Source organism: Nonomuraea cavernae, from assembly GCF_040655715.1.
Lineage (GTDB): Bacteria > Actinomycetota > Actinomycetes > Streptosporangiales > Streptosporangiaceae > Nonomuraea > Nonomuraea cavernae_A.
In genome coordinates this window covers 162,235-182,541 of sequence record NZ_JBFAKL010000009.1, presented here as the reverse complement: position 1 = coordinate 182,541, position 20,307 = coordinate 162,235, and the positions used below count along the sequence as shown (strand labels likewise).

Below are 20,307 nucleotides of genomic sequence, written 5' to 3'. Positions count from 1 at the left end.
GCGCGCCGGTAGTCCTTGGGGTGACGACGACCCACTATCCCGGGAGACCCCTCATGCGCATCGCCGCCCGCTTTCTGACCGGCATGACCGCCGCCGCCATCGCCCTGGCCGTCCAGGGCGCCCCCGCCGCCGCTGATCCCACGTCCTGGAAGTGGGGTGGCGTCCACTCCACCGACGGCAAGGCGACCGCGTGGGGGCGCGTCGTGGCCGGGCAGTCGGGGCTGATCGTGAAGGGGTACCTCGACGACACCCATGGCAAGGGCTGCTCGTGGGTGCTCATCCGGCGCCAGAGCGGGCAGAACGGCCGCTGGCGGACGCACGGCGTGTACAACTGCGTGCCGGGCACGGGCTCGTTCAGCAAGAGCGTCGGCGGGGTGCTGCAGATCAGGGTGCAGGTGTGCCGAGGCAACGCGACGCGCCCGGTCGGCGAGTGCTCCCGCTGGAAGACGATCTACACCCAGGGGGGCTGACGCGCGAAAAACATATATTTCCGGCTTGTTTACTTCTGTAACCTGAGTGACTCGACGAGTCGAAGAGAGTCAGGAGACGGGAATGACATCGCCGGCCGATCCGTTCAGCGACACCAGCGACCAGGAGTTCAGCAGGCTACTCGACCGCTTCCGCCAGGAGACCGCGGAGCTGGAGCGGTTACGCGAACGGATCGCCGCGGTCCGGGGGCGGGGCGAGGCGGCGGAGGGGCGCGTCGTGGTCGAGACGACGCAGACCGGGGCCCTCGCCGGGCTCGTCATCGACTCGCGCGCCATGCGGCTCAACTCCGCCGAGCTGGCGGCGGCGATCCTTGAGGCGTCCGCTGAGTCGGCGCGGGACGCCCAGCGGGCGGCGGGCGACCTCATGGCGCCGTTCGTCACCGGCACCGTGCTGGACCACACCGGACCGCCGGGCGCCCGCCGCGCGCACGGGAGCCGCCCATGAGCGTCAACCCGGCCCGCATGAGCGTCTACGGCCTCGGCACCGTCGGCATCGCGGCCTTCGTGTTCAAGATGCTCGCGGTCGACTACCCCGAGGGCGACCCGGCGAAGGCGCGTCAGGCCGCCGCCGTCTGGTCACGGCTGGCCGACCGCATCGAGCGGACCCCGGACAAGACGTTCGCCGCCGCCGAGTCGGTGTGGAAGAAGAACGCCGGGGACGACGTGGCCGCCTACCGGAAGGCCGTGACGGCGGCGCTGTATCCGCAGCCTCTGGAGTCGGGCTTCACCGCCCAGGTCGCCCAGCGCTGCCGGCGGAACAGCGCGGCCTGCGCGGAGTTCGCCGAGGTGATCGAGACGGCCCGGCACGCGTACTGGACGCTCGCCCTGGCGAACTTCGCCAGTTTCGTCTACATCACCACCTTTCCCTGGCAGGCCGGCGCGGCCTACCAGATCACCCAGTTCCTCATGCGGCGGGCGCAGGCGGGCCTGCTGGCGAAACTGCTGGAGCACAGCCTCGCCCGGATCCTGCTGAGCAAGCTGACGGAGTACACGATCGGCAGCGCGTTCTTCGCCGTCGGGGACGTGACGGTGGTGGCGGGCGTCAAGGCGTTGTGGGGCGACGACACCGGCTCCCTCGGGGACAACGCGACCCAGGCCCTGAAGGAGTTCGCCGCGTCGTTCGCCTTCTACGGCGTGTTCGACGCCGCCGCGCCGCTGGCCAGAAAGGCGACGGCGAACGTGGACGTCCAGTACTTCCTGAACCGGCTGGCCGGCGGGTCGCTCGGCTACGGCCCCACCTACGACACCCTGAACGGCCAGGAGGGCTCGGAGCTCGTCCCCACCTGGAAGGAGACTCTCGGCCGGGTGCTGCTGTACTTCACCATGGCCCACAAACCGGCGGGCTGACGCGATGACGACGAGGAGGAGAGCGTGGAGAACCATCCGTCCCAGATCCGCTCGGCGGCCAAGGCGTTCGACATCGAGAGGGAGGAGCTCGGCGGGTTCGTCGACGACGTGGCGAAGGAGCTGGGCGCCATCGGCGCCTTCTGGGGGCAGGGCAAGGAGGGCGTGACGTTCTTCAAGGGCCAGGGCGGGGGCACGGGCTACGAGGCGGTCACCGGTCAGATCACCGAGGCCATCGAGATGATCCTCGACGCCCACGAGGAGATCCCGAGGCGGCTGCGCCTCATGGCGGACAACGTTCAGGTGACCGACTGGGCGAACGTGGCCCTCGTCCTCTCGGCGCTTCCCCGGGCCGAGCCCGGACAGCGGATCTGGGGGCAGCCGTAAGGGGATCTCGCGCGGCGTCTCCTCATCCTCGTTTAAGGATGGCCGCCTAGGGTGTGCGGCTGTGCTGACGCAAGCTGACACAGAGACGACGAGGCGGGCGCGGCCCCGCCGGGCGCGGGCCGCGCGGGTGGCCATCGGGGTGGCCGCGCTGTTCGCGGCGGGGACGGCCATGCGCGTGGGCGGGCTGGAGTGGGGCGTGTTCCTGGTGCCGATGGTCGCCTTCACGCCGTACTTCGGGGTCGCGGCGCTGGTGCTGCTGGCGATCGTGGTCGCCCTGCGGAACAGGGCGGCGAGCGCGCTCATGCTGGCGGTGTGCGCCTGCCTCGCCTGGTGCGTGGCGCCGCGCGCCGTGGACGCCGCCGCCGACGTCGCCGAAGGCCGGCCCTTACGGGTGCTGACCGCCAACCTCAACGGCGGGCGCGGGGACGTGACGGTGATCGTCGACCTGGTACGCCGGCTGGACGTCGACGTGCTGAGCATCCAGGAGCTGACCTGGTCGGCCCGGCAACGGCTGGACGCGGCCGGACTGGAGGGGCTGCTGCCGTACGAGGTCAGCCAGCCGGAGTCGCGCGGGCCGGAGGGCAGCGGCGTGTACGCGCGCCATCCGCTGCGCGAGCGCGGCGGGCTGTTCCGGCCGGTCGGGCACCACATGCCGGTGGCCGAGGTGGCGCTGCCCGGCGGCTCGGCGGTGGAGGTGGTGGTCGTGCACCCGGTCGCGCCCGTGCCCTCGACGGTGCCGGAGTGGGAGGCCGGCATCGCCACCCTGCCGCCCGCCCCGGCCGGGGGCCCGCCGCGGCTGCTGGCGGGCGACTTCAACGCGACGCTCGACCACGCGGTCTTCCGGCGGTTGCTGGCCACCGGCTACACCGACGCGGCGGCGGCCACCGGGCAGGGCCTGGTGCCCACCTGGCCGGCCGGGCGCGGGCTGCCGCCGCTGGTGGCCATCGACCACGTGCTCGGCGACTCCCGCGTCCGGGCGGTCGCCGTACAGGTGCACGACCTGCCGGGCTCCGACCACCGCGCCCTCTTCGCCGACCTCCGCGTCCGGCCATGAGCAAGCCCGAGGTGCGCTCCGGCCGTGGGGCGAGGCTCACCCCGCGGCCGCGAACCGGCGGCCTCGCCGCCGAAGGTCATTCGGCGGCGAGGCGGGCGACGTCCAGGTCGCCCAGCGCGCCCTGGTAGGTGCGTACGTCGTCGAGAGTGCCGGGCCAGTGACCGGCCATGACCCCGTCACGCAGGGCCCGGCCGAGCTGGAGCGGACCGGTGGAGTTCCAGGTGCTGGAGTGGTTCACCTCGGTGGTGGACACCAGGTGCCCGCCGACGTAGATCCGGAGCTTGTGCGCGAGCGCGTCGTAGACGCCCGCTACGTGCGTCCACTCCATCGCGTACGGCACGACGTCCGAGCGGGCCCGCACGACCGAAGCCGCGTCCGCGTCGGCGCCGGCCATGCCGAACATCCAGCGCGGGCCGTCGGCGGCGTAGCCGAGGACGAAGCCGCTGGCGCGGGTGCCGCTCTGGGCGACCGCGGCGGCGTCGCGGGCCGGCAGCGTGTCGAGCTGGGTCCAGGCGGTGACGGTGAAGCTCTGGTCGGTGCGCGTGGCGGCGCGACCGGCCTGGGCGTGGCCGCCGGCTCCGTCCAGCGAGAGCGCGCCGTCGAGCCAGCCGCTGGTCCAGGTCGCGGTCCCGCCCAGGGTGAGCGGGCCGGTCCGGGCGGCGGCGTCGGCGGCGGTGGCGCCGGACTCCTCGTCGAGCTTCCAGTGCCCGGTCAGCGTGGCCGCCTGGCTGACCAGCAGCGCGACCTCCTCGCCGAAGACCGCCCGGTCGTAGACCCGCACGTCGTCCACGTCACCGGGCCATGGGTCGGTCATGCCACCCTGGTAGAGGGCCCGCCCGAACTGCAGCGCGGTCGCCGGTCCCGCGCCGCCGTGGTAGGGCACGGGCCCGGCCGCCGGCGCGCCGTTGACGTACAGGAAGAGCGCCTTCGCCGCCGAGTCGTAGACGCCGGTCAGGTGGGTCCACTCGCCGAGTCGTGGCACCACCGCGGCGTTCAGCGCCCACACCGTCTGGGAGGTGCCGCCGGAGTGGTTCATCATGAACCCCCACGACTTGACGCCGGCCCGGTAGCCCAGCCAGAAGCCGCTGTGCAGCTCGCCGCTCTGGCTGATCGCGGCGACGTTGTACGCCGGGAGGGCCGTGCCGCCGAGCCGTACCCAGGCTGAGACGGCGAGGTTGTCCTCGGTCGGCACGATCGGCGCGCCGGTCACCGCGTGCTGCCCGGCGCCGGCGAAGCGCAGCGCCTTGCCCGCGCGGCCGTCGACCCAGGCGCCGCCGCCGAGCGTGGCCGGGTGACCGCCCGCCGAGTCGGCCGCCGCGGTCCCCTGTCCCTCGTCGAGGCGCCAGTGGCCGGCGGGGGCGGTGCCGTCCCTGACGTTGAAGACGTAGCTGCGGATCGGCCCCAGCCCGCCCGCGGCGTTCTTGCCGCGCACCGACAGGACGTTCGGCCCGTCGTCGCTCGGTGTGAGCCGGACCGTCGCCGACCCTCCGGGGGCGTCGGCCCGCACCTCGGTGGCCGGGCCGGTGTTGAGCCCGTAGAGGAACGCGGTCACGTCGGCGGCCCCGTTCGCGGCGAAGGTGAAGGTCCCGGCGCGGCCGACTCCGTCGCCCCAGCCGTTCTCCGGATACCGCTGTGAGGTCACCACCGGCTCGCGGCCGGGCTCGGTGGTGTCCACGTCGAGCTCGCACCACGGGCTCCACCCGCTGGTGGTGATGCCGTCCTCGGCGCGCACCCGCCACCGGATCACCGAGCCGTCGGCGTACGCGCCCGCCGGGACGCTCGCGGTGAACGCGTTGCCGGAGGAGGCCACGGGCGTCACCCACTCCCCCACCATGCTCCCGCCGGCGTCCTGCCACTCGAAGCGGCCCTTGACCGAGTCGTCGGCGTCACGCAGCTTGGCCCAGAGCTTCGGCGTCGCGGTGCCCACGACCGGCCGGGCGGCGCCCGAGACGCACGGGCCGCCCGGATCCGTCCAGGCGTCGGCCGCCACCGGCGTGGCCGGGACGCTGTTGTACTCGACGACGAGCACGGGGTTGTTGCGGAACTTCTTCCACGCGTACGTGTCGGTCTCGCTGGTCGCCCGCAGGCCGAGCGTGATCGTCCCCCAGTTGGCCGCCGCCGCCTTGACCGCCGCCGCCGTCGCGTCGAACTCGACGCCGCCTGCCGGGCACCCCGAGCTCCAGCCCTTGGCCACGGTCTCGGTGTCGAGCTTCTCCGACCACGACGGCTGGTTGTTCCAGGTGGTGGACTTGCTGATCGCGCCGGTGAGCCACAGCTCGACCGCCTTCTTGGTGCAGGACCACGACCAGGTCTCGTACGTGCGCAGCGTGGCCTTGATGATCTGCTTGCCGTGGATGGCGGTGCCGGTGTTCATCGTGAAGAAGGAGCGGTTGGTCTGGCCGGTCTCGTTCTCGTGGCCGACGCGGGCCACGTCGCTGGAGTTGAGGTAGTTGGTCGTCGGGTACTTCTTCCAGACCGATGTCCACGAGCCGCGCGGGGCCGACACCGACGGGTCCAGGTAGACCGGGTAGCGGGTGCCGGGCGCGGCCAGCATGGCCCGGTCGGGGACGAGCGTCAGCGTCTCGCCGGCCAGTTCCAGGCCCATCGCCTCGTGCCGCGAGCCCGGGCTCGGCCCTTCGCCAGGCCGGGTGGCCGGGGCGAGGCGGCGGCCGTCGGGAGTGGCGGGCGAGTCCCACATCAGCGGCACCGGGGCGGCGAACACCTCCGCGCCGGCCCGGTCGACCGCCTCGACGCCGCCGCCCCGGCTGCGCCGCACGGACAGCCCTTCGGCCCGGAGGGCGAACCGCAGCCGGTCCAGCCGGCCGTTCAGGGCTGCCTGCCGCGTCTTCACCACGAGCACGTGCGAGAAGCCGTCCACGTCGGCCGTGACCTGGAGGTCCACGCCGGGCAGCACCTCGGCGTAGGTGGCGGTGGGGCCGTCGAGGGCGGGCGCCGGCAGGCCGCCCGGCCAGGACACGGCCAGTGACTTGGCCCCGCGCGCGACCGTCGCCATCGGGGCCGCGCCGCCGCCGGAGAACCGCAGCCGCGCCGCCGTCGCGGCCGGGGCCACCGAGCCGTCGGGCAGGCGTCGCAGCGTCGTGTCCACCTCGGCCCAGCGGTTGTCCTGGCGCACGCGGATCGGGCGGGCGTGCTGTTCCAGTACGAGGGCGCCGCCGGGGGTGGCGTAGACCGTGCGCGTCTCGGTCCGCAGGGAGCCGACCTCGACCCGCTCGCCGGTCAGCCGCGCCGCCGACAGGGCTCCCAGCTCCGTGGCGGTGCCGGCCGCGGGCGGCTCGGCCCGCTCGGCACCGGAGGCGGGCGGCCCGGCCCGCTCAGCGCCCGAGGTGGCGGTCGCCGGCCGGACGACGGCGACGCCGGCAACGAAAAAAGCAGCCGCCATGGCGACTGCTGTGACACGTCGGGTGGTGTGACGGGGACCTGATGGGATGTGCCCTCTCGCCCGCACCGCTTCACCGCTCCGATAACGCGACGGGCGGGTGTCCGCATGGATCCACTCGACTCTCCTCCGGCTGGTACGGGGGCGGCCCGGGATGGCGTCCGACGAGGGAAGGGGCCGTCACGGCCGCCGGCCGATCCCGGCCGAACCACGATCTTGACCGCACTATACGACGCCGTGGTCATCCCGTCATCAGCCCGCCGCCGCGAACCCGTCCGCCGTCCTCCGGAAACGACGATCCGCGCCCCGCTGTGCGGGGCGCGGATGTCGTCCGGACGGGGGATCTCCGGCGGAGGGGGTCGGGAGGGGGCAGGCGGTCAGGCCTTGTAGGCGGGGTAGCCGTAGCCCGTGACCTGCGTCTTGGGCCGGACTCGCTCCTCGACCTTGCCGTTGCCGGTGTTGCCCTCGATCGCGGTGATCGTGCCGTCGCCGTTGTCCTTCTTGACCAGGCCGACGTGGTCGATGCCGCTGGTGGACTTGCCGCCGTTCCAGTCGTAGAAGACCACGGCTCCGGGCTTGGCGACGTCGCCCCAGCGCTTGTTGGCCTTGAACCAGTCGGCGTAGGTGACGGTGTAGGCGTCCCAGCCCATCGTGTGCCGGGCGCCGGCCTGCTCGCCGACCCAGGAGACGAACATGGCGCACCACGGGGCGTTGGCGTACAGCTTCGGGCTGCCGCCGCCGTCGCGGGCCAGGGTCTCGCCCGCGCGCGGCGAGGACATGTACCAGCTGTGGTACGGGGTTCCGCCGCCGGACTCGTTCTCCTTCACGCCGACCTGGGATTCGGCGATCTGGAGCACGCTCTGGGTGCTCACCTGGTTGGCGGGGGCAGCGGCGATCTGCTGCTGGGAGGGGTTGGTCTGCGCCGGGCGCTCGGCCGCCAGGGCCGGTGCTCCGACGAGGGCCGCGCCGGCCGCGATGGTCAGCCCGACTGCGATCCGGGAGGCGTTAGCCTTGATCTGGGCGCGGTTCAGGATGTTCTTGGCCATGCAGAGATTGCTCCTTGCTTCCATTCCGCCTACCGGGTTAGCTGCCGGGTTCGGGCGTGGAAGTGCCCTACGGACCGTCTCTGAGAGAGAGCGACCGATTCACCCCAGAAAAGAAGTGGGTCCCCGGTTTCGCGATGTCGCGGATTCGGCGGGCCACGTTGCTCTGCGTTGAAGGTTCACGCAGGCCAGGACGTGGTCTCCGGCAATTGAGCGGTAACGCGGGCATCTCGCTCGCCCCTGGCGTCTACCGCATATGTCCACCAAGGTATGCGCATCGTATAGAGCAATGCAAGCGCGGTTAGGGTCCCCCCAACGAAACCCCCTATCTCGTAAGGGGTGCCGGCTCAATCTTTTACCTTTCCACTCTCAAACGGGCCTCTCGGAAAGGTAAAGCAGAGGCGCTCCGCACCACCCCGCGATAGATCGAACCGATACCGGCATGGTGTTCGATGAGACCTGTCCCACTGTCGTGACGCCCGTGAGGGACCCTCATGCCGCTCTCCTCCGGCCCGTTCGCCGGCCGTACCGTCACCGAGCTCGCCCGCGACCTGCGCGCGGGCCGGACCACGTCGGCCGAGCTGGTCGAGCTGGCGCTCGACGCCATCGCCGAGCTCGATCCGCCGCTCAACGCGTTCGTGACCGTCGACGCCGACGGGGCCCGGGCGGCGGCGCTGCGGGCGGACGGCGAGCTGGCCGAGGGCGCCGACCGAGGCCCTCTGCACGGCGTGCCGGTGGGCGTGAAGGATCTGATCATGGTCGCCGGGCTGCCCGTGACCATGGGATCGCGGCACTTTTCCGGCCACGTCGCCGAGGCCGACGCCGAGTGCGTGACGCGGCTGCGCCGGGCCGGCGCGGTCATCGTCGGCAAGACCACGACCCATGAGTTCGCCTACGGCCCCACCGGCGACCGGTCGGCCACCGGCCCCTCACGCAACCCCCACGATCCGGCGCGCATGTCGGGCGGCTCCAGCGGCGGAAGCGCGGCCGCCGTGGCCGCGGGCATGGTCCCGCTGACGCTCGGCACCGACACCGGCGGCTCCGTGCGCATCCCCGCCGCGCTGTGCGGCGTCGCCGGCTTCAAGCCCGCGTACGCCGCCATCCCGGCCGGCGGCGTCTTCCCCCTGTCGAAGACCCTCGACCACGCCAGGCTCGCCGAGATCGTCGGCGCGCTGTTCGACCGGCACGACGTGCTCGCGTTGCCGACCGTGCCGCTGACCGCCCCGCTGCTCGACCGGCGCGAGACCGAGGTCGACGGCGAGCCCGTCGCCGTGCGAGCGGCCCTGCTCGCGCTGACCAGCCCGTGGAACGTGCTCGGCCTGCCCGCGCTGACCGTGCCGGCCGGCACCATCGACGGCCTCCCGGCCGGGCTGCAGCTGGTCTGCCGGCCCGGCCGGGAGCACCTGCTCCTCTCAGCCGCCGCTCGGCGGCCCGCGCCGCGTCGCTCCCCCGCCCCCGGCCCGGACGCCCGGCCCTGACCCTGATCAACGGAGACCCCGGACCTCCTCGGGCGGGACGGGCTCCTCTCCGGCCCGCGCGGCCAGCGAGGTGTAGACGGTTACCTCGTCGGGACTGATGAGCCCGTCCTGGATGGCGCAGATGAGCAGCTTCTCCTTGGTGGGCGCGGGCCGTCCCGCCGCCGCGTACTTGACCCGGGCCCGGTCGATGTACTGGCGCACGGTCCGCTCCTTGATCCCCATCCGGGCCGCCACCGACGCCTTCGACATCGACTGGAACCAGAACAGCAGGGCGGCCCGCTCCTTGTCCGACAGCTGCGGCCGGTGCGGGCTCTCGTCCGTGGCGATCGCCTGCGCCATCGGCGGCGTCACGCTCGGCCGGTCGGCGGCCACCTCCAGGACGGTCTCCAGGCAGGACTCGCGGGTGGCCCGCCCCTTGCCGATGAACGCCGAGGCCCCCGCGTCGAGCACGACGCGCACCGTCTCCGGCTCCTCGTGCTCAGAGAAGACGATGACCCGCTGCCCGCCCCCGCACAGCTCGGCGACGCGGTCGATCACCATGGTCCCGTTGAGGTGGAGATCGAGCAGCAGCACGTCGGCGGGCACGTCGCTGACGGACTCGATGGTGGGCCCCTGTGCCACCAGCTCCACCGGCCCCGGCGCGGCGAACCACGACCTGACGCCGTCCACCACCACCTGGTGGTCCTCCACCAGGGCGACCGTCACGGGCCCTGCCAGATGCTGTTGATCCATACCTCCCCTTCCTGCCGCTGGTACGTGACGACGACCCCACTGGGCTCGCGCACCGAGGTCGCGCTGATGGGCAGGTCGTCGTTGTCGGCCACGACGGCCACGCTCACCATCGTGGACATCGCGGACACGGTGACCCTGGCCCGCGACCTGGCCCCGTCCAGCGCCCGGATCGGCGCCCTGAGCAGGTCCTCCCGCACGCCGTCGGGCAGGTGGGGCAGGTGCTCGCCGAACGGCGGTGCCGTCACCAGCACCCTGCGCCGCTCGGCCGCGTCGATGCGCTCGCGCAGCGCCGACACCAGCTCGTCGGGCACGTCCTCCCGTTCGGTGATGAGGCGGCGCAGCCGCATGGCCCCGGCCGTACAGTCCGCCCGCACCCGCGGATCACCGGGATCGGCGCCGTCGGCGAGCTCCCTGAGCAGTGACTCGGCCGCGTCGCGGATCACGGCGTACCTGTGCAGCCGGTCGGCGTGGATGCGCCGGGCGGACTCCCGCCAGGCGTCGTCGGTGGCGAGCCTGCGGGCCAGCAGCACGGCGTCCTCGGCGCGCTGGCGCAGGGTGTGGCAGCCCGCCAGGTAGCCGAGTTGCAGGGTGACGGCGCCGACCATGACGACCAGGTACTTCGCGATGGAGACGCGGTCGTACGTCCCGGTCACGGCCATGGCCGCCAGCATGATGCCGGCGTTGGCGGCGAGGAACACGATCAGGTCGCGCCGCCGGCGCGGCCGGTTCCACACCAGCATGACGCCGAGCCAGCCCACCGAGCCCCAGCCCCAGTCGATCGGGCCGAGCAGGTCCTCCGGCCGGCAGGACACGATCACCGCGACGTCCACGGCCAGCACGGCGACGGCGAGTTCGCGTGCCCTGGCCGGCGGGCGGGAGCCTCGCAGCATGGCCAGCGCGGCGATCACCCCGATGGCGGTGTAGACGATCCAGGCCACCGCCGCCAGGGCGGGCCACCGGAAGGACTGCCAGCCGGTGACCGTGACCGTGAGGTCGTAGCCCGTGTGCCAGACCGCCGCGATCACCACCGCGCCGATCGCGGTGTAGCGGGAGTAGCGCTGGGCGACCTGCTCGATGTCGTCGGTCATGGCCGCCACCACAGGCTGACGCGGGTGCCGTGGCCGCCGGAGGAGATCTCGGCGCCGCCGTTCGGGAGGGAGCGCATCGTGGCGAGGATCGACCCGCGCACGCCGAACCGGTCGGACGGCAACCGGTGCTCGTCGAACCCGCGGCCCGCGTCCGCGACCTCCACGCGGACTTCGCCGTCGCGCCTGCTGGAGACCAGCTCCGCCTCGCCGACGCCGGCGTGCAGGGTGACGTTCGCCAGGGCCTCGGTGACGGCGCGGGCGAAGCTCTCGGCCACGTCCCCGGGCACCGTCCCGGGCGTCAGCCGCCGGTGGACGACCAGGCCCGACGCCCGCCCGGCCACCTCGTCCAGCAGCGCGTCCAGGGCGATGGGCGCGGAGGTGGCCCGAGGGATGTCGCGCAGCTTCTCCAGCGCCGCCAGGTCGGTCGCCACCTGCTCCCGCAGGGTGGGCGACGGCTCGTCATAGGTGCCCAGGCCGACCATCGTCAGCGTGTGCAGCGACGTCTCGTGGATGCTGCCGACCTGCCTCAGCTCGTCCTCGCGCCGCAGCCGTTCGACCATGAGCGCGATCCCGGCGCGGGCGCTCTCCCTCAGGAAGGCGTCGGCCAGGGCCGCGGAGCGGCGCAGCAGCGTCATCAGCACCGCGATCGACACGATCTGGACGAGGTGCACCCCCAGGGTGCCGGTCACGTCCTGGCCCGGGGACGCGAGCCGCACACCGGCCAGGTAGGCGCCCGCCACGACCAGCCCGGCGGGGACGGCCACCCTGGGCCGCCAGGAGAGCCCGGTGACGACGATGCTCATCGTGGCCAGCCCCGCGACCCAGCTCGCGCCCCCTTCGAGGGCCTCCTCCGCCACGAGATGGCGCTGCGCGAGGCAGAGCGCGACGGTGACGGCCACATCACCGGCCACCAGCCAGCCCGGCAGCGGCCCGCCGCGCCAGGCCAGGCGCAGGAACAGGGCGGTCGCCACGAGGTCCGCCGCGAGCATGGGCACCAGCCACAGGGCCGAGACCGGCGGGTCGGCGCCGAGCGTCGCGGCGACGACCGCCACCAGGCCCACCGCGCCCCGCGCGCCCGCGCCGGTGCGCGCGACGGCCTTGTCCAGTTGCCTGGTCGCCGAGTCGTACCTCGTGGAGGGGAGAGCCATGTGCCGTCCGCCCGTTATCAGAGCACAAGACGGACTTCACCCTAACGCACCCGTTAAAGAGGAGAAGGGAGTGCAAGAAGGTTTCTCCGGCCGTCGCGGCGGACGGGATGCTGGGTCGCATGGCTGATCCCTCGGTCCGGCTCGGCTGCGGTCTTCACCGCCTTCTCGCACCCTGGCCCGCCGATCTCCAGGCGGCATGACGGTCGATCGGCCGTCAGTCGCCGCGCCCCGCGCGGGCGTCTACTGGACGCCTATCGCGATGACCTCGTCGCAAGGGGGGCCTATGACCTTCATCGTGATCACGATCCTGCTCGCCTGCCTGCCCGTGATGGCCGTCAGCGGCCGTCGCGCCGCCTGGCCGCCCGGCCTGCCGGTGCCGCGGCCGCGGCTAGTGGCGGCGGGCGGCACGTACGAGGGCTCGCACGGCCACCCCTCCGACGCGTACGTCATCCAGGAACGGCTGATCGCGGTGGCCGACGGCGGGGGCGGCGCCGGACTCGGCCCGGCCGCCGCGGCCCTGGCGCTGAGCGCCGTGGTCGCCGCCGTCCCCGACCACGCGGGCACACGGGAGGAGGACCTCGACGGCCGCGCCCGGGCGGCGCACCGCGCCGTGCGCACCGCGGCCACGGGCGACCCCGTCAGGTCCGGCCTGGTCAGCACGCTGGACCTGGTCATGCTCGATCCCGGCGAGAACCCGTGCCTGCGCTTCGCCCACGTCGGCAACGGCGCGATCTGGCACTTCGCGAAAGGTGAGGCGCCTCAGCCGCTCACCACGTCGCACTCCTTCGGCGACGGCCCGCCGCTGCACGGGATCGGCTCGGCCTCCGCCCTGGCTCCCGAGGTCGGCACCGTGCCCCTGCGGCCGGGCGACCGCGTCGTCATCGTCACGGACGGCGTGATCCAGGCCGTCGGCATCCCGCGCATGGCCGAGCTCTTCACCGACGGCTCCTCCCCCGCCGCCTGCCTCGACCGGCTGTTCGACGAGATGGCCGCCATCGAGCCGAAGGACGACGCCACCGTGGTCATCGCGGAGTTCGTCACGGTCTGAACGGCTCGAACCGGGCCGCCCCGGTCAGTACGGCGGGTGAGCGAGCCGGTCGAGACGCTGGAACAGGCCGTACACGAAGAGGGCGCGGTAGTCCGTGTCCTCGTGGACGAAGTCGACCGCCCAGTGCTGCGGGGCCGACCCCTCACGCTGGGCGGCCCCGGGGAAACTGGTGCCGACATCGCCGACGACGCACCGCCACGGAACGAGGTCATCGAAGGCCAGTGCCCTGTCGCCGCCGGGGCGGACGAACCACTGGTTCCACACCTCGCCACCGGGACCGGACAGCACCTCGAACTCCAGACCGGGCCAGGACGGCAGCGCCCAGCGGGCCACCCGGCAGGTCACGCTCCCGATCGGCCTCGTGCCCTCGTACGACGGCGGCCCGAGTGCCGTCCGCAACGCGGCCCGCCCCCGGGGAGCCCGCACGGCGTAGGCCCTCCTCGTCCACTGGGCGTGCGCCGCCCGCACCTCGGCCCGGGACGCGCCCATGTCACCGAGCGCGTCCTCCACCCTCTCGGCGTTGAGGTCACGCATGCGATGCATCAAGGTCAGCTCGAACTGACGAACCCCGAATCCCATGGCGACCAGCCTGCCAGGCCCCGGGAGCGACCCAGGCCGTGTCAGGTCCGGCCGAACCGGGTCAGCGTTCCTGGTCGGGCCCGTCCCGCCGGCCGCGCCGCAGCCTGATGCCGACCGCCGAGGTGGTCACCAGGACGACGCCCGCGATGATCAGGGTGACCGAGCCGCCGACCGCGCCGCCGGTCCAGTCCCACACGGCCTCCGGGATGGCCAGGGTGAACCCGATCACGCTCGCCACGAGCAGCACCCAGGCCCGTTCCCGCCGGTAGAGCAGCAGGCAGGCCAGCGCGACCGCGAACGTCAGCCCGTACGCCCACGCGGCCGTGTGCTCCTGGCCGAGTGCCCACTGGCCGCCGAGCAGTGCCATCGCGGCGCCGAGTCCCAGCCCCAGCCGCCGTTGCCTGATCACCCCGGTCAGCACCAGGACGGTCCAGAGCACGCCCGCGCCGATCATGGACAGGCCCACGGCCAGCGCCGAGTGGGTCAGCTCGCCGGCCAGCGTGCCGGCCGTCAGGACGGCGAAGGCGGCGCAGGCCAGCGCTCCCGGCACGGCGGGAAGCAGGGCGTAGCCCGCCGCGGCCAGCACCAGGCCGGCCGTGGCCGCGATGACGCCCCCGTCGGCGGGCAGCACGTCGGCGGCCAGTACGTCGGCCGCCAGCGCGCCCGTGCCGGAGGCCAGGGCCAGCGACACCGCGGTCGAGCGGGCCTGCGCGCGCCCGGCCCGCGCGGGCGGACGCCAGGGCAGCCGCACGCCGCCGAGTGCCACCCCGGCGGCGAGCAGGCCGCCCGTCGCGGCCAGCAGGATCACGATCCGGGCGGTGCGGGTCAGCTCCGCCCAGGACAGGCCGACCAGTGAGAGGGCGCCCATGAGCACCAGGCCGCCCCCGACGTATCCGGCCACCTCCACCCACCGCGCCCCGGCCGGGCGCGGCTCCGCCTCGTCGAGCGCCCGGCCGACGGCGGCCGCCTGCTCGGCGGACAGCACGTTCTCGCTCACCAGACGCCGCAGGACGTCGTCACGGCTCTCGGCCACGGCCTGCTCCCTCCCGCATCGTCGGCGCAGGCTGACCTCCTACCCCGTCGCGGTCGCGCATCTCCGCGCGCGACCGGCGGGACGTCACCAGGACCACGTCTCGATCAGCGGGCCTCGCGGTGGTCGGCGGCGACCCCGATCAGCGCGATGAGGCCCGAGGCGAACTCCATCGCCTCCTCGTGCCCCTCGCTGAACGGCGGCTGGAAGCCCACGCCCTCCCATTGGCCGGTCGCGGGGTTCCACAGGTCGCTGCCCACCTCGAAGTCCCAGCCGAAGACGCCGTAGTCGTACCAGAGCTCGTCGGCGGAGTTGCCGGCCGCCGAGTAGAGCACGTCGGTCACCGGCCCGGTCTGCTGCGGCCAGGTGACGGTGCCGCGTTCGGCGGCGATGGCCTCCTCGATCGTGCGGGCCGAACGCAGGAAGTACGCCTCCTGCGCGGCCGTGGGCCGGGGCAGGGTGACGCGGCCGTCGAGCTTGTAGGCGCCGGGCGGCCACATGAAATAACCGCCGTAGCTGTGCACGTTCAGCGCGAACCTGATGTTGCGGTACTTCTGCGCCAGCCAGATGACGTTGCGGCTCTCGGGCTCGGAGTGCTCGGCGGGCCCGGCGAACGTGCCGCTCTGGCAGTTGGCCGAGGCGCCGAAGTAGCCGTCCGAGAGCGAGCCCACGGCGTAGTTGCGGTTGACGTCCACGCCCCACGTGTTGCGCAGCGCCGGGTCGGACTGCTGCGGCGGGCAGTGGTTGGTCATGTTCTTACGCTGGGAGTTGAAGTCGTAGAAGCTGTAGTTGGCGCCGTCGGGGTTGACCGTCGGCACGATGAACACGTCGGTGCTCCTCAGCAGCCTGCGCGTCGCCGCGTCGCGCGCGTGGTTGCGCAGCAGCCGCTCGGCCGCCTCGATGGTGACCAGCGGCGTCACCCACTCCCTGGCGTGCTCCTGGGCGTAGGCCAGCACGCCGGGGCGCGAGCCGTCGCGGTGCACGCCGATGCGCAGGGCCAGCACCGGCATGGGCCGGCGCGAGACGTCGGCCGGGGCCTGGAGGAAGTCGCTGAGCTGGGTGAGCGGCGCGGGCGCCATGACGCCGGCGCCCGGGTCGGTCCGATAGGTCGAGGCCTTGACGGGGCTGCCCGGCGCGCCGCTGATGGCCGCCGCCACCTGGGCGGCGGTGCTGGTGACCACGCCGGAGCCGTCGGTGGCCAGGCTGACGGTGATCTGCTTGCCGTTCACCGTCACCTGGAGCGGCCGGTCGGGCGCGCCGGGGGTGACGAGCTCGACGGCCAGGTCGTTGCCGCCCTCGGAGCCGTAGGCGCCCGAGGTGACCACGACGGCGGCGCCGGGCGGGGCGCCGATCAGCGCCTGGGCGTGCCGCCGGTAGCCGTTGGTCGGGTTGGGCAGCGTGATGATGTCGGTGAGCTGCGGGAAGCGCCGGTGCAGCGCCTTGATCCGCTCGTTGAGCTGCGCGGGCGGCATGTACTGGCTGACGAAGTCCTTCTGGTAGCCGGGGCCCGTGCGATCGGGCCGCTCGCCGTCGGGCCACTCCCTGACGCGCGCCTCCGCGCTGCCGCCGCCCGCCGAGGTGACGGTGACCCACTGCGGCTGGTCCGTGGCGGGCACGGGGGTGCTGAGCTGGTGGCCCAGGTACGCCCCCGCGTCGACGTACGGCACCATGGGCGCCTGCCCGGTGGAGCCGCGCCTGCCCTTCCAGGTCACGCTGAGCGTGGCCGCCGCCCCGGCGCCGCTGGACGCCTCGACCGACAGGAAGTAGCCGTCGCGGGACTTGAACCAGACGGCGCGCTCGACCACGATCTGGTCCCTGGCCGTCGTGCGCTCCTGCGCGGGGCGGGACTCGGAGGGCGAGCCGGGCGCGAGGGTCGCACCGAGCGAGCGGAGCCCGGCCAGCTGGCTCGGCGTGACGACCGCGTCGATCTGGATGCTGCCGTCGGGCTGCGGGCGTACCCGCTCGGTCAGGTCGGCGCCCGAGGCGACCAGGCGCTCCATCGCGGCCAGGTCCGGCACGGAGAGCGTGACCAGGGAGGCCGGCTCCGGGTCGGCCGGGCCGGCGACCGCCGGCGTGGACGGCCCTGAGGACAGGGCCGTCGCGAGAACGATCGTCAGTAGTACCGCGGACGCCCGTAAGCCACGCATCGGCTCCTCCAGATCACCGGTATGGGGATCATTGAAAGCCGACTTGGCCCGACCGGCAAGACCCAGTCAGGCCGTGAGGGTGTCACTTGCCGAAGCCGACGGTCAGGCCGCTGACGAGCTGGCGGCGGCCCACCACGTAGAGGAGCAGGATGGGCATCGTGGTGAGGACGACGGAGGCGAGCACGGCCGGCACGTTCACGCTGTACTGCCCCTGGAAGGTCCACAGGGCGAGCGGCAGGGTCCGCTTGTCGGGACTCTGCGTGAGGATCAGCGGCAGCAGGAACCCGTTCCAGATGGTCAGCGCGTTGTAGATCGACACCGTCACCACGGCCGGCCGGGTGAGCGGGAACGCCAGCCGCCAGAGCGTCATCCACTCGGTCGCGCCGTCCATCCGCATCGACTCGAACAGCTCCCTGGGCACGTCGCGGATGAAGTTCGACAGGACCAGCACCGACAGCGGGATCGCGAAGGCGATCGACGGCAGGATCAGGGCCAGCAGGGAGTCGTAGAGCTGCAGCCGGATGATGATCAGGTAGACGGGGATGATCGTGGCCTGGAGCGGGATGGCCAGGCCCATGAGGAACAGGCCGTTCACCGAGCGCAGGAACCTGCCGGAGCCGCCCCGCACGATCGCGAAGGCCGCCATGAAGGAGATCACGACCGCGGGGACCACCGCGCCGACGGTGGTGATGAGGCTGTTGAGGAAGTACAGCGGGAAGTCCGACTCGATGACCATCTGGTAGTTGCGCAGGGTCGGCTCGCCGGACGGCACCAGCGGGTTGGTCGCGTAGTAGGTGCTCTGCGACTTGAAGCTGGTGATGACGATCCAGTAGATGGGCACGATCACGACCGCCAGCCAGAGCCAGCCGGCCAGACCGGCCGGCCAGTTGCGGCGACCGGTGGCCGGGCCGCGCCGGGCGTGTCTGGGCGGCCGCGCGGCGGCCCGCTTGGGCCGGGTCGTCAGCGTCGTCTGCATGATCAGGCGCCTTCCAGCTGGCTGTGGGCGGCGTTGCGGCCGCCGAGCCGGCGCAGCAGCAGCGCCAGAACGAGGCCGACGAGGACGAGGATGACGGCGATCGCGCTGGCCGGGCCCATCAGGTTGGCCTGGAAGCCCCGTTTGTACATGTCCAGGGCGAGCACCCGGGTGGTGTCCCCCGGACCGCCCGCGGTCAGCACGAAGATCAGGTCGAAGAAGGTCAGCGAGCCGACGACCATGAGGGTCGAGGACGTGATGATCGTGTACTTCAGCTGCGGCAGGGTGATGCTGAAGAACTTGCGGACCCGCCCGGCGCCGTCGAGCTCGGCGGCCTCGTACATGGAGCGGGGGATCTGCCGTACACCGCCCTGGTAGATCAGCGCGTGGAACGGGATGAACTGCCAGGACACCACGAAGATCACCACGCTGAAGGCGAGGACGGGCTCGCCGAGCCAGTCCTGGACGAGCAGGGGGACCCCGAGCCCCGCGCCCAGCCCGAAGTTGGGGTCGAGCAGCGCCTTGTACGTGATCGCGATGGCCGCCGAGCTGAGCAGCAGCGGGATGAAGTACAGCACCGACAGGAAGGCGCGGTAGCGCTGGTCACCGGCCAGGAACGTGCCCAGCAGGATGCTCGCCGGCGTCTGGACGGCCCAGGACGCGGCCATCACCAGGAACGTCACCCACAGCGCGTGCGGCAGCTGCGGGTCGGCGAGCACGGCCCGCCAGCTGTCGAGGCCGCTGAAGCCGATGTCGCCGAGCCCGTCCCACGAGGTGAAGCTGAGCACGAGGACTCCGGCCAGCGGGATCAGACCGAACCCGGTGAAGAGGACCAGGGCCGGCACGGCCAGCCACGCGAGCGAGCCGGAGCGGCCCGCTCGCCTGGTGGCCGTGGCGGAGGTCATGACCGTGCTCACTTGCCGATGACCGCGTTCATGTTCGTGGCGAACTCCTTCGGCGAGATCGACAGCTGGAACAACTTGGAGATGTTGTCCAGCAGCACCTCGGCGGCGGTCGGGCTGAGCGCCTGGTCCCAGGACTGGGCGAACGTCTTGGCGTTGACGGCGATGCCGTAGACGAACTTCAGGAACTCGGCGTCCTCGGCGCCGCCGAACGCGCTGTCGGCGCCCTTGACGATCGGCACCGCGCCGGTCCCGACCCACTCCTTGATCGCCTGGTCGCCCATCAGCTCGGTGGTGAAGAACTTCTTGGCGATCTCCTTCTGCTCGGGGGTCGCCTGGGAGGAGATCGACATGTACTGGCCGGGGTTGCCGACGGTGTTGCCGGGGTCGCCCGTGCCGCCGTCGACCGGCGGGAAGTTCATGTAGCCGAGGTGGCCGCCGGAGACGAAGTCGCCCCCGTCCTGCTTCATGCCGCCGTAGGTCCAGCCGCCGTGCAGCATCATCGCGGCCTTGCCGGTGTAGAGCAGCGCCTGGTCGGCGTTGGAGTCGGCGGTGATCGAGGAGAAGCCCTTGATGAACCCGTCGGCCTTGACCAGCTCCTGCACCTTGCCGAGGGCGTCGAGGGCGATCGGGTTGTTCCAGGCGTCCTTCTCCTCGTCGAACACGGCCTGGAACACCTCGGGTCCGCCCATGCGGTCGAAGAGGAACTCCAGCCACATCATGTTGGTCCAGCGCGACTGCCCGCCGAGTGAGAACGGCGCGATGCCCTTGGCGTTGAACTTGGGGACCAGGTCCATGATGTCGCCCCAGGTCTGGGGCGGCTGCGCGCCGATCTTCTCGAACACCTGCTTGTTGTAGTAGAGGACGATCGGCTGCATCGTCTCGCAGGGCATCGCGTAGATCTTGCCGTCGATGGTGGCGGCGCCGAAGGAGGAGGGGAACAACCGGTCCTTGAGGGCGGTGTTCTGGTCGAACCACGAGGTGAGGTCCTCGACCTGGCCGGCCTGCACGTAGCTGCGCAGGCCGCCGCCGCCCCAGCCCCAGATGAGCGTGGGCGCCTGGCCGGCGCCGATCGCCGTCTTGATCTTCGTCTTGAAGGCGTCGTTCTGGAGGATCGTCCCGACGATCTTGCCGTTGGGGTTGGCAGCGTTGAACCGCTCCATGGTCCTGGTGCGGACGCCTTCCTGCGGCTGGGTCGACAGGTACCAGTAGGTGGCGGTGGCGCCACCCCCGCCACCGCTCGGGCCGGCGCCGGGTCTGGTCGGTCCCGAGGTGCCGCACGCCGCGAGCGCGGCTCCGAGCGGCAGGCCCATCGAAAGGCTGAGGAACGTACGGCGGGATGTTGTCCTGGAATCCACGCTGATCTCCGTACTCGAATGCCGGGGGCGGGCCGCGGCGCGTTGATCATCGGTTGCGGTGGCCGGCGGTCATGGACCAGCACCCCCCGATGCCGCTCCTCCCATCCTCTG

At 72.6% G+C, this 20,307-nt stretch carries 18 protein-coding genes and 1 riboswitch; of the genes, 7 read left to right on the top strand and 11 right to left on the bottom strand.

Annotated elements, in window-relative coordinates; all coding sequences use genetic code 11:
* Positions 1 to 53 precede the first annotated feature (53 nt).
* From AB0I38_RS15885 to AB0I38_RS15865, 5 genes are all read left to right on the top strand, one after another.
* Positions 54 to 470, top strand: coding sequence for a hypothetical protein (locus AB0I38_RS15885; protein ID WP_358467480.1), 417 nt, complete (start codon positions 54 to 56; stop codon positions 468 to 470).
* Between the two features lie 82 nt (positions 471 to 552).
* Positions 553 to 933, top strand: coding sequence for a YbaB/EbfC family nucleoid-associated protein (locus tag AB0I38_RS15880; protein WP_358467478.1), 381 nt, complete (start codon positions 553 to 555; stop codon positions 931 to 933).
* Positions 930 to 1,835 carry a hypothetical protein gene (locus AB0I38_RS15875; protein ID WP_358467476.1) on the top strand — a complete coding sequence of 302 codons (906 nt, stop codon included), beginning with the start codon at positions 930 to 932 and terminating at the stop codon, positions 1,833 to 1,835. The genes AB0I38_RS15880 and AB0I38_RS15875 overlap by 4 nt, the downstream gene beginning before the upstream one ends.
* Positions 1,836 to 1,859: 24 nt before the next feature.
* Positions 1,860 to 2,219, top strand: a complete 360-nt coding sequence (locus tag AB0I38_RS15870; protein ID WP_358467474.1) for a hypothetical protein — start codon at positions 1,860 to 1,862, stop codon at positions 2,217 to 2,219.
* A 61-nt stretch (positions 2,220 to 2,280) separates the two neighbouring features.
* Entirely contained in the window at positions 2,281 to 3,273 is a 993-nt protein-coding gene (locus AB0I38_RS15865; RefSeq protein WP_358467472.1) for an endonuclease/exonuclease/phosphatase family protein, read from the top strand.
* A 76-nt stretch (positions 3,274 to 3,349) separates the two neighbouring features.
* Here the strand turns inward: AB0I38_RS15865 and AB0I38_RS15860 are convergent, their stop codons facing one another.
* Together AB0I38_RS15860 and AB0I38_RS15855 are read right to left on the bottom strand one after the other, a co-directional pair.
* Positions 3,350 to 6,673: a LamG-like jellyroll fold domain-containing protein gene (locus tag AB0I38_RS15860; protein ID WP_358467470.1), complete on the bottom strand. Its 3,324-nt coding sequence runs from the start codon at positions 6,671 to 6,673 to the stop codon at positions 3,350 to 3,352.
* 374 nt (positions 6,674 to 7,047) lie between these two features.
* Positions 7,048 to 7,716, bottom strand: a complete 669-nt coding sequence (locus tag AB0I38_RS15855) for a CHAP domain-containing protein (RefSeq protein WP_358467468.1) — start codon at positions 7,714 to 7,716, stop codon at positions 7,048 to 7,050.
* Between the two features lie 11 nt (positions 7,717 to 7,727).
* Positions 7,728 to 7,877, bottom strand: a riboswitch (cyclic di-AMP (ydaO/yuaA leader).
* Positions 7,878 to 8,207: 330 nt separating this feature from the next.
* On the opposite strand from AB0I38_RS15855, the gene AB0I38_RS15850 reads away from it, so the two are divergent.
* A complete protein-coding gene (locus AB0I38_RS15850; RefSeq protein WP_358467466.1) occupies positions 8,208 to 9,191 on the top strand; it encodes an amidase in 984 nt (327 codons plus the stop codon).
* 6 nt (positions 9,192 to 9,197) lie between these two features.
* On the opposite strand, the gene AB0I38_RS15845 is transcribed toward AB0I38_RS15850, so the two are convergent.
* The 3 genes from AB0I38_RS15845 to AB0I38_RS15835 are packed head-to-tail and all read right to left on the bottom strand — an operon-like array spanning position 9,198 to position 12,159.
* Positions 9,198 to 9,923 carry a DNA-binding response regulator gene (locus tag AB0I38_RS15845; protein WP_358467464.1) on the bottom strand — a complete coding sequence of 242 codons (726 nt, stop codon included), beginning with the start codon at positions 9,921 to 9,923 and terminating at the stop codon, positions 9,198 to 9,200.
* Positions 9,893 to 11,011 carry a hypothetical protein gene (locus tag AB0I38_RS15840; RefSeq protein ID WP_358467462.1) on the bottom strand — a complete coding sequence of 373 codons (1,119 nt, stop codon included), beginning with the start codon at positions 11,009 to 11,011 and terminating at the stop codon, positions 9,893 to 9,895. The genes AB0I38_RS15845 and AB0I38_RS15840 overlap by 31 nt, the downstream gene beginning before the upstream one ends.
* Positions 11,008 to 12,159, bottom strand: a complete 1,152-nt coding sequence (locus tag AB0I38_RS15835; RefSeq protein ID WP_358467460.1) for a sensor histidine kinase — start codon at positions 12,157 to 12,159, stop codon at positions 11,008 to 11,010. The genes AB0I38_RS15840 and AB0I38_RS15835 overlap by 4 nt, the downstream gene beginning before the upstream one ends.
* A 283-nt stretch (positions 12,160 to 12,442) precedes the next feature.
* On the opposite strand from AB0I38_RS15835, the gene AB0I38_RS15830 reads away from it, so the two are divergent.
* Positions 12,443 to 13,207, top strand: a complete 765-nt coding sequence (locus AB0I38_RS15830) for a SpoIIE family protein phosphatase (protein ID WP_358467458.1) — start codon at positions 12,443 to 12,445, stop codon at positions 13,205 to 13,207.
* A gap of 24 nt (positions 13,208 to 13,231) precedes the next feature.
* Here the strand turns inward: AB0I38_RS15830 and AB0I38_RS15825 are convergent, their stop codons facing one another.
* From AB0I38_RS15825 to AB0I38_RS15800, 6 genes are all read right to left on the bottom strand, one after another.
* A complete protein-coding gene (locus AB0I38_RS15825; RefSeq protein ID WP_358467456.1) occupies positions 13,232 to 13,786 on the bottom strand; it encodes a hypothetical protein in 555 nt (184 codons plus the stop codon).
* A gap of 61 nt (positions 13,787 to 13,847) precedes the next feature.
* On the bottom strand, positions 13,848 to 14,819 hold the full coding sequence (locus tag AB0I38_RS15820; protein WP_358467454.1) for a hypothetical protein: 972 nt from the start codon (positions 14,817 to 14,819) through the stop codon (positions 13,848 to 13,850).
* Positions 14,820 to 14,923: 104 nt separating this feature from the next.
* The gene (locus AB0I38_RS15815) at positions 14,924 to 16,963 is read right to left on the bottom strand and encodes a M14 family zinc carboxypeptidase (RefSeq protein ID WP_358467452.1); all 2,040 of its coding nucleotides are present in this window, start codon (positions 16,961 to 16,963) and stop codon (positions 14,924 to 14,926) included.
* Positions 16,964 to 17,045: 82 nt separating this feature from the next.
* A complete protein-coding gene (locus AB0I38_RS15810) occupies positions 17,046 to 17,939 on the bottom strand; it encodes a carbohydrate ABC transporter permease (protein ID WP_358467450.1) in 894 nt (297 codons plus the stop codon).
* A gap of 2 nt (positions 17,940 to 17,941) precedes the next feature.
* On the bottom strand, positions 17,942 to 18,841 hold the full coding sequence (locus tag AB0I38_RS15805; RefSeq protein ID WP_358467448.1) for a carbohydrate ABC transporter permease: 900 nt from the start codon (positions 18,839 to 18,841) through the stop codon (positions 17,942 to 17,944).
* A gap of 8 nt (positions 18,842 to 18,849) precedes the next feature.
* On the bottom strand, positions 18,850 to 20,196 hold the full coding sequence (locus AB0I38_RS15800; protein ID WP_358467446.1) for an extracellular solute-binding protein: 1,347 nt from the start codon (positions 20,194 to 20,196) through the stop codon (positions 18,850 to 18,852).
* Positions 20,197 to 20,307 lie beyond the last annotated feature (111 nt).

What these genes read in the sequence shown, in the direction of transcription:
- AB0I38_RS15875 (WP_358467476.1), top strand. Translation starts at nt 930, where the DNA reads ATGAGCGTCAACCCGGCCCGCATGAGCGTCTACGGCCTCGGCACCGTC.
- AB0I38_RS15855 (WP_358467468.1), bottom strand. Translation starts at nt 7,716, where the DNA reads ATGGCCAAGAACATCCTGAACCGCGCCCAGATCAAGGCTAACGCCTCC.
- AB0I38_RS15825 (WP_358467456.1), bottom strand. Translation starts at nt 13,786, where the DNA reads ATGGGATTCGGGGTTCGTCAGTTCGAGCTGACCTTGATGCATCGCATG.
- AB0I38_RS15885 (WP_358467480.1), top strand. Translation starts at nt 54, where the DNA reads ATGCGCATCGCCGCCCGCTTTCTGACCGGCATGACCGCCGCCGCCATC.
- AB0I38_RS15840 (WP_358467462.1), bottom strand. Translation starts at nt 11,011, where the DNA reads ATGACCGACGACATCGAGCAGGTCGCCCAGCGCTACTCCCGCTACACC.
- AB0I38_RS15835 (WP_358467460.1), bottom strand. Translation starts at nt 12,159, where the DNA reads ATGGCTCTCCCCTCCACGAGGTACGACTCGGCGACCAGGCAACTGGAC.
- AB0I38_RS15810 (WP_358467450.1), bottom strand. Translation starts at nt 17,939, where the DNA reads ATGCAGACGACGCTGACGACCCGGCCCAAGCGGGCCGCCGCGCGGCCG.
- AB0I38_RS15860 (WP_358467470.1), bottom strand. Translation starts at nt 6,673, where the DNA reads ATGGCGGCTGCTTTTTTCGTTGCCGGCGTCGCCGTCGTCCGGCCGGCG.
- AB0I38_RS15880 (WP_358467478.1), top strand. Translation starts at nt 553, where the DNA reads ATGACATCGCCGGCCGATCCGTTCAGCGACACCAGCGACCAGGAGTTC.
- AB0I38_RS15845 (WP_358467464.1), bottom strand. Translation starts at nt 9,923, where the DNA reads ATGGATCAACAGCATCTGGCAGGGCCCGTGACGGTCGCCCTGGTGGAG.
- AB0I38_RS15815 (WP_358467452.1), bottom strand. Translation starts at nt 16,963, where the DNA reads ATGCGTGGCTTACGGGCGTCCGCGGTACTACTGACGATCGTTCTCGCG.
- AB0I38_RS15830 (WP_358467458.1), top strand. Translation starts at nt 12,443, where the DNA reads ATGACCTTCATCGTGATCACGATCCTGCTCGCCTGCCTGCCCGTGATG.
- AB0I38_RS15850 (WP_358467466.1), top strand. Translation starts at nt 8,208, where the DNA reads ATGCCGCTCTCCTCCGGCCCGTTCGCCGGCCGTACCGTCACCGAGCTC.
- AB0I38_RS15805 (WP_358467448.1), bottom strand. Translation starts at nt 18,841, where the DNA reads ATGACCTCCGCCACGGCCACCAGGCGAGCGGGCCGCTCCGGCTCGCTC.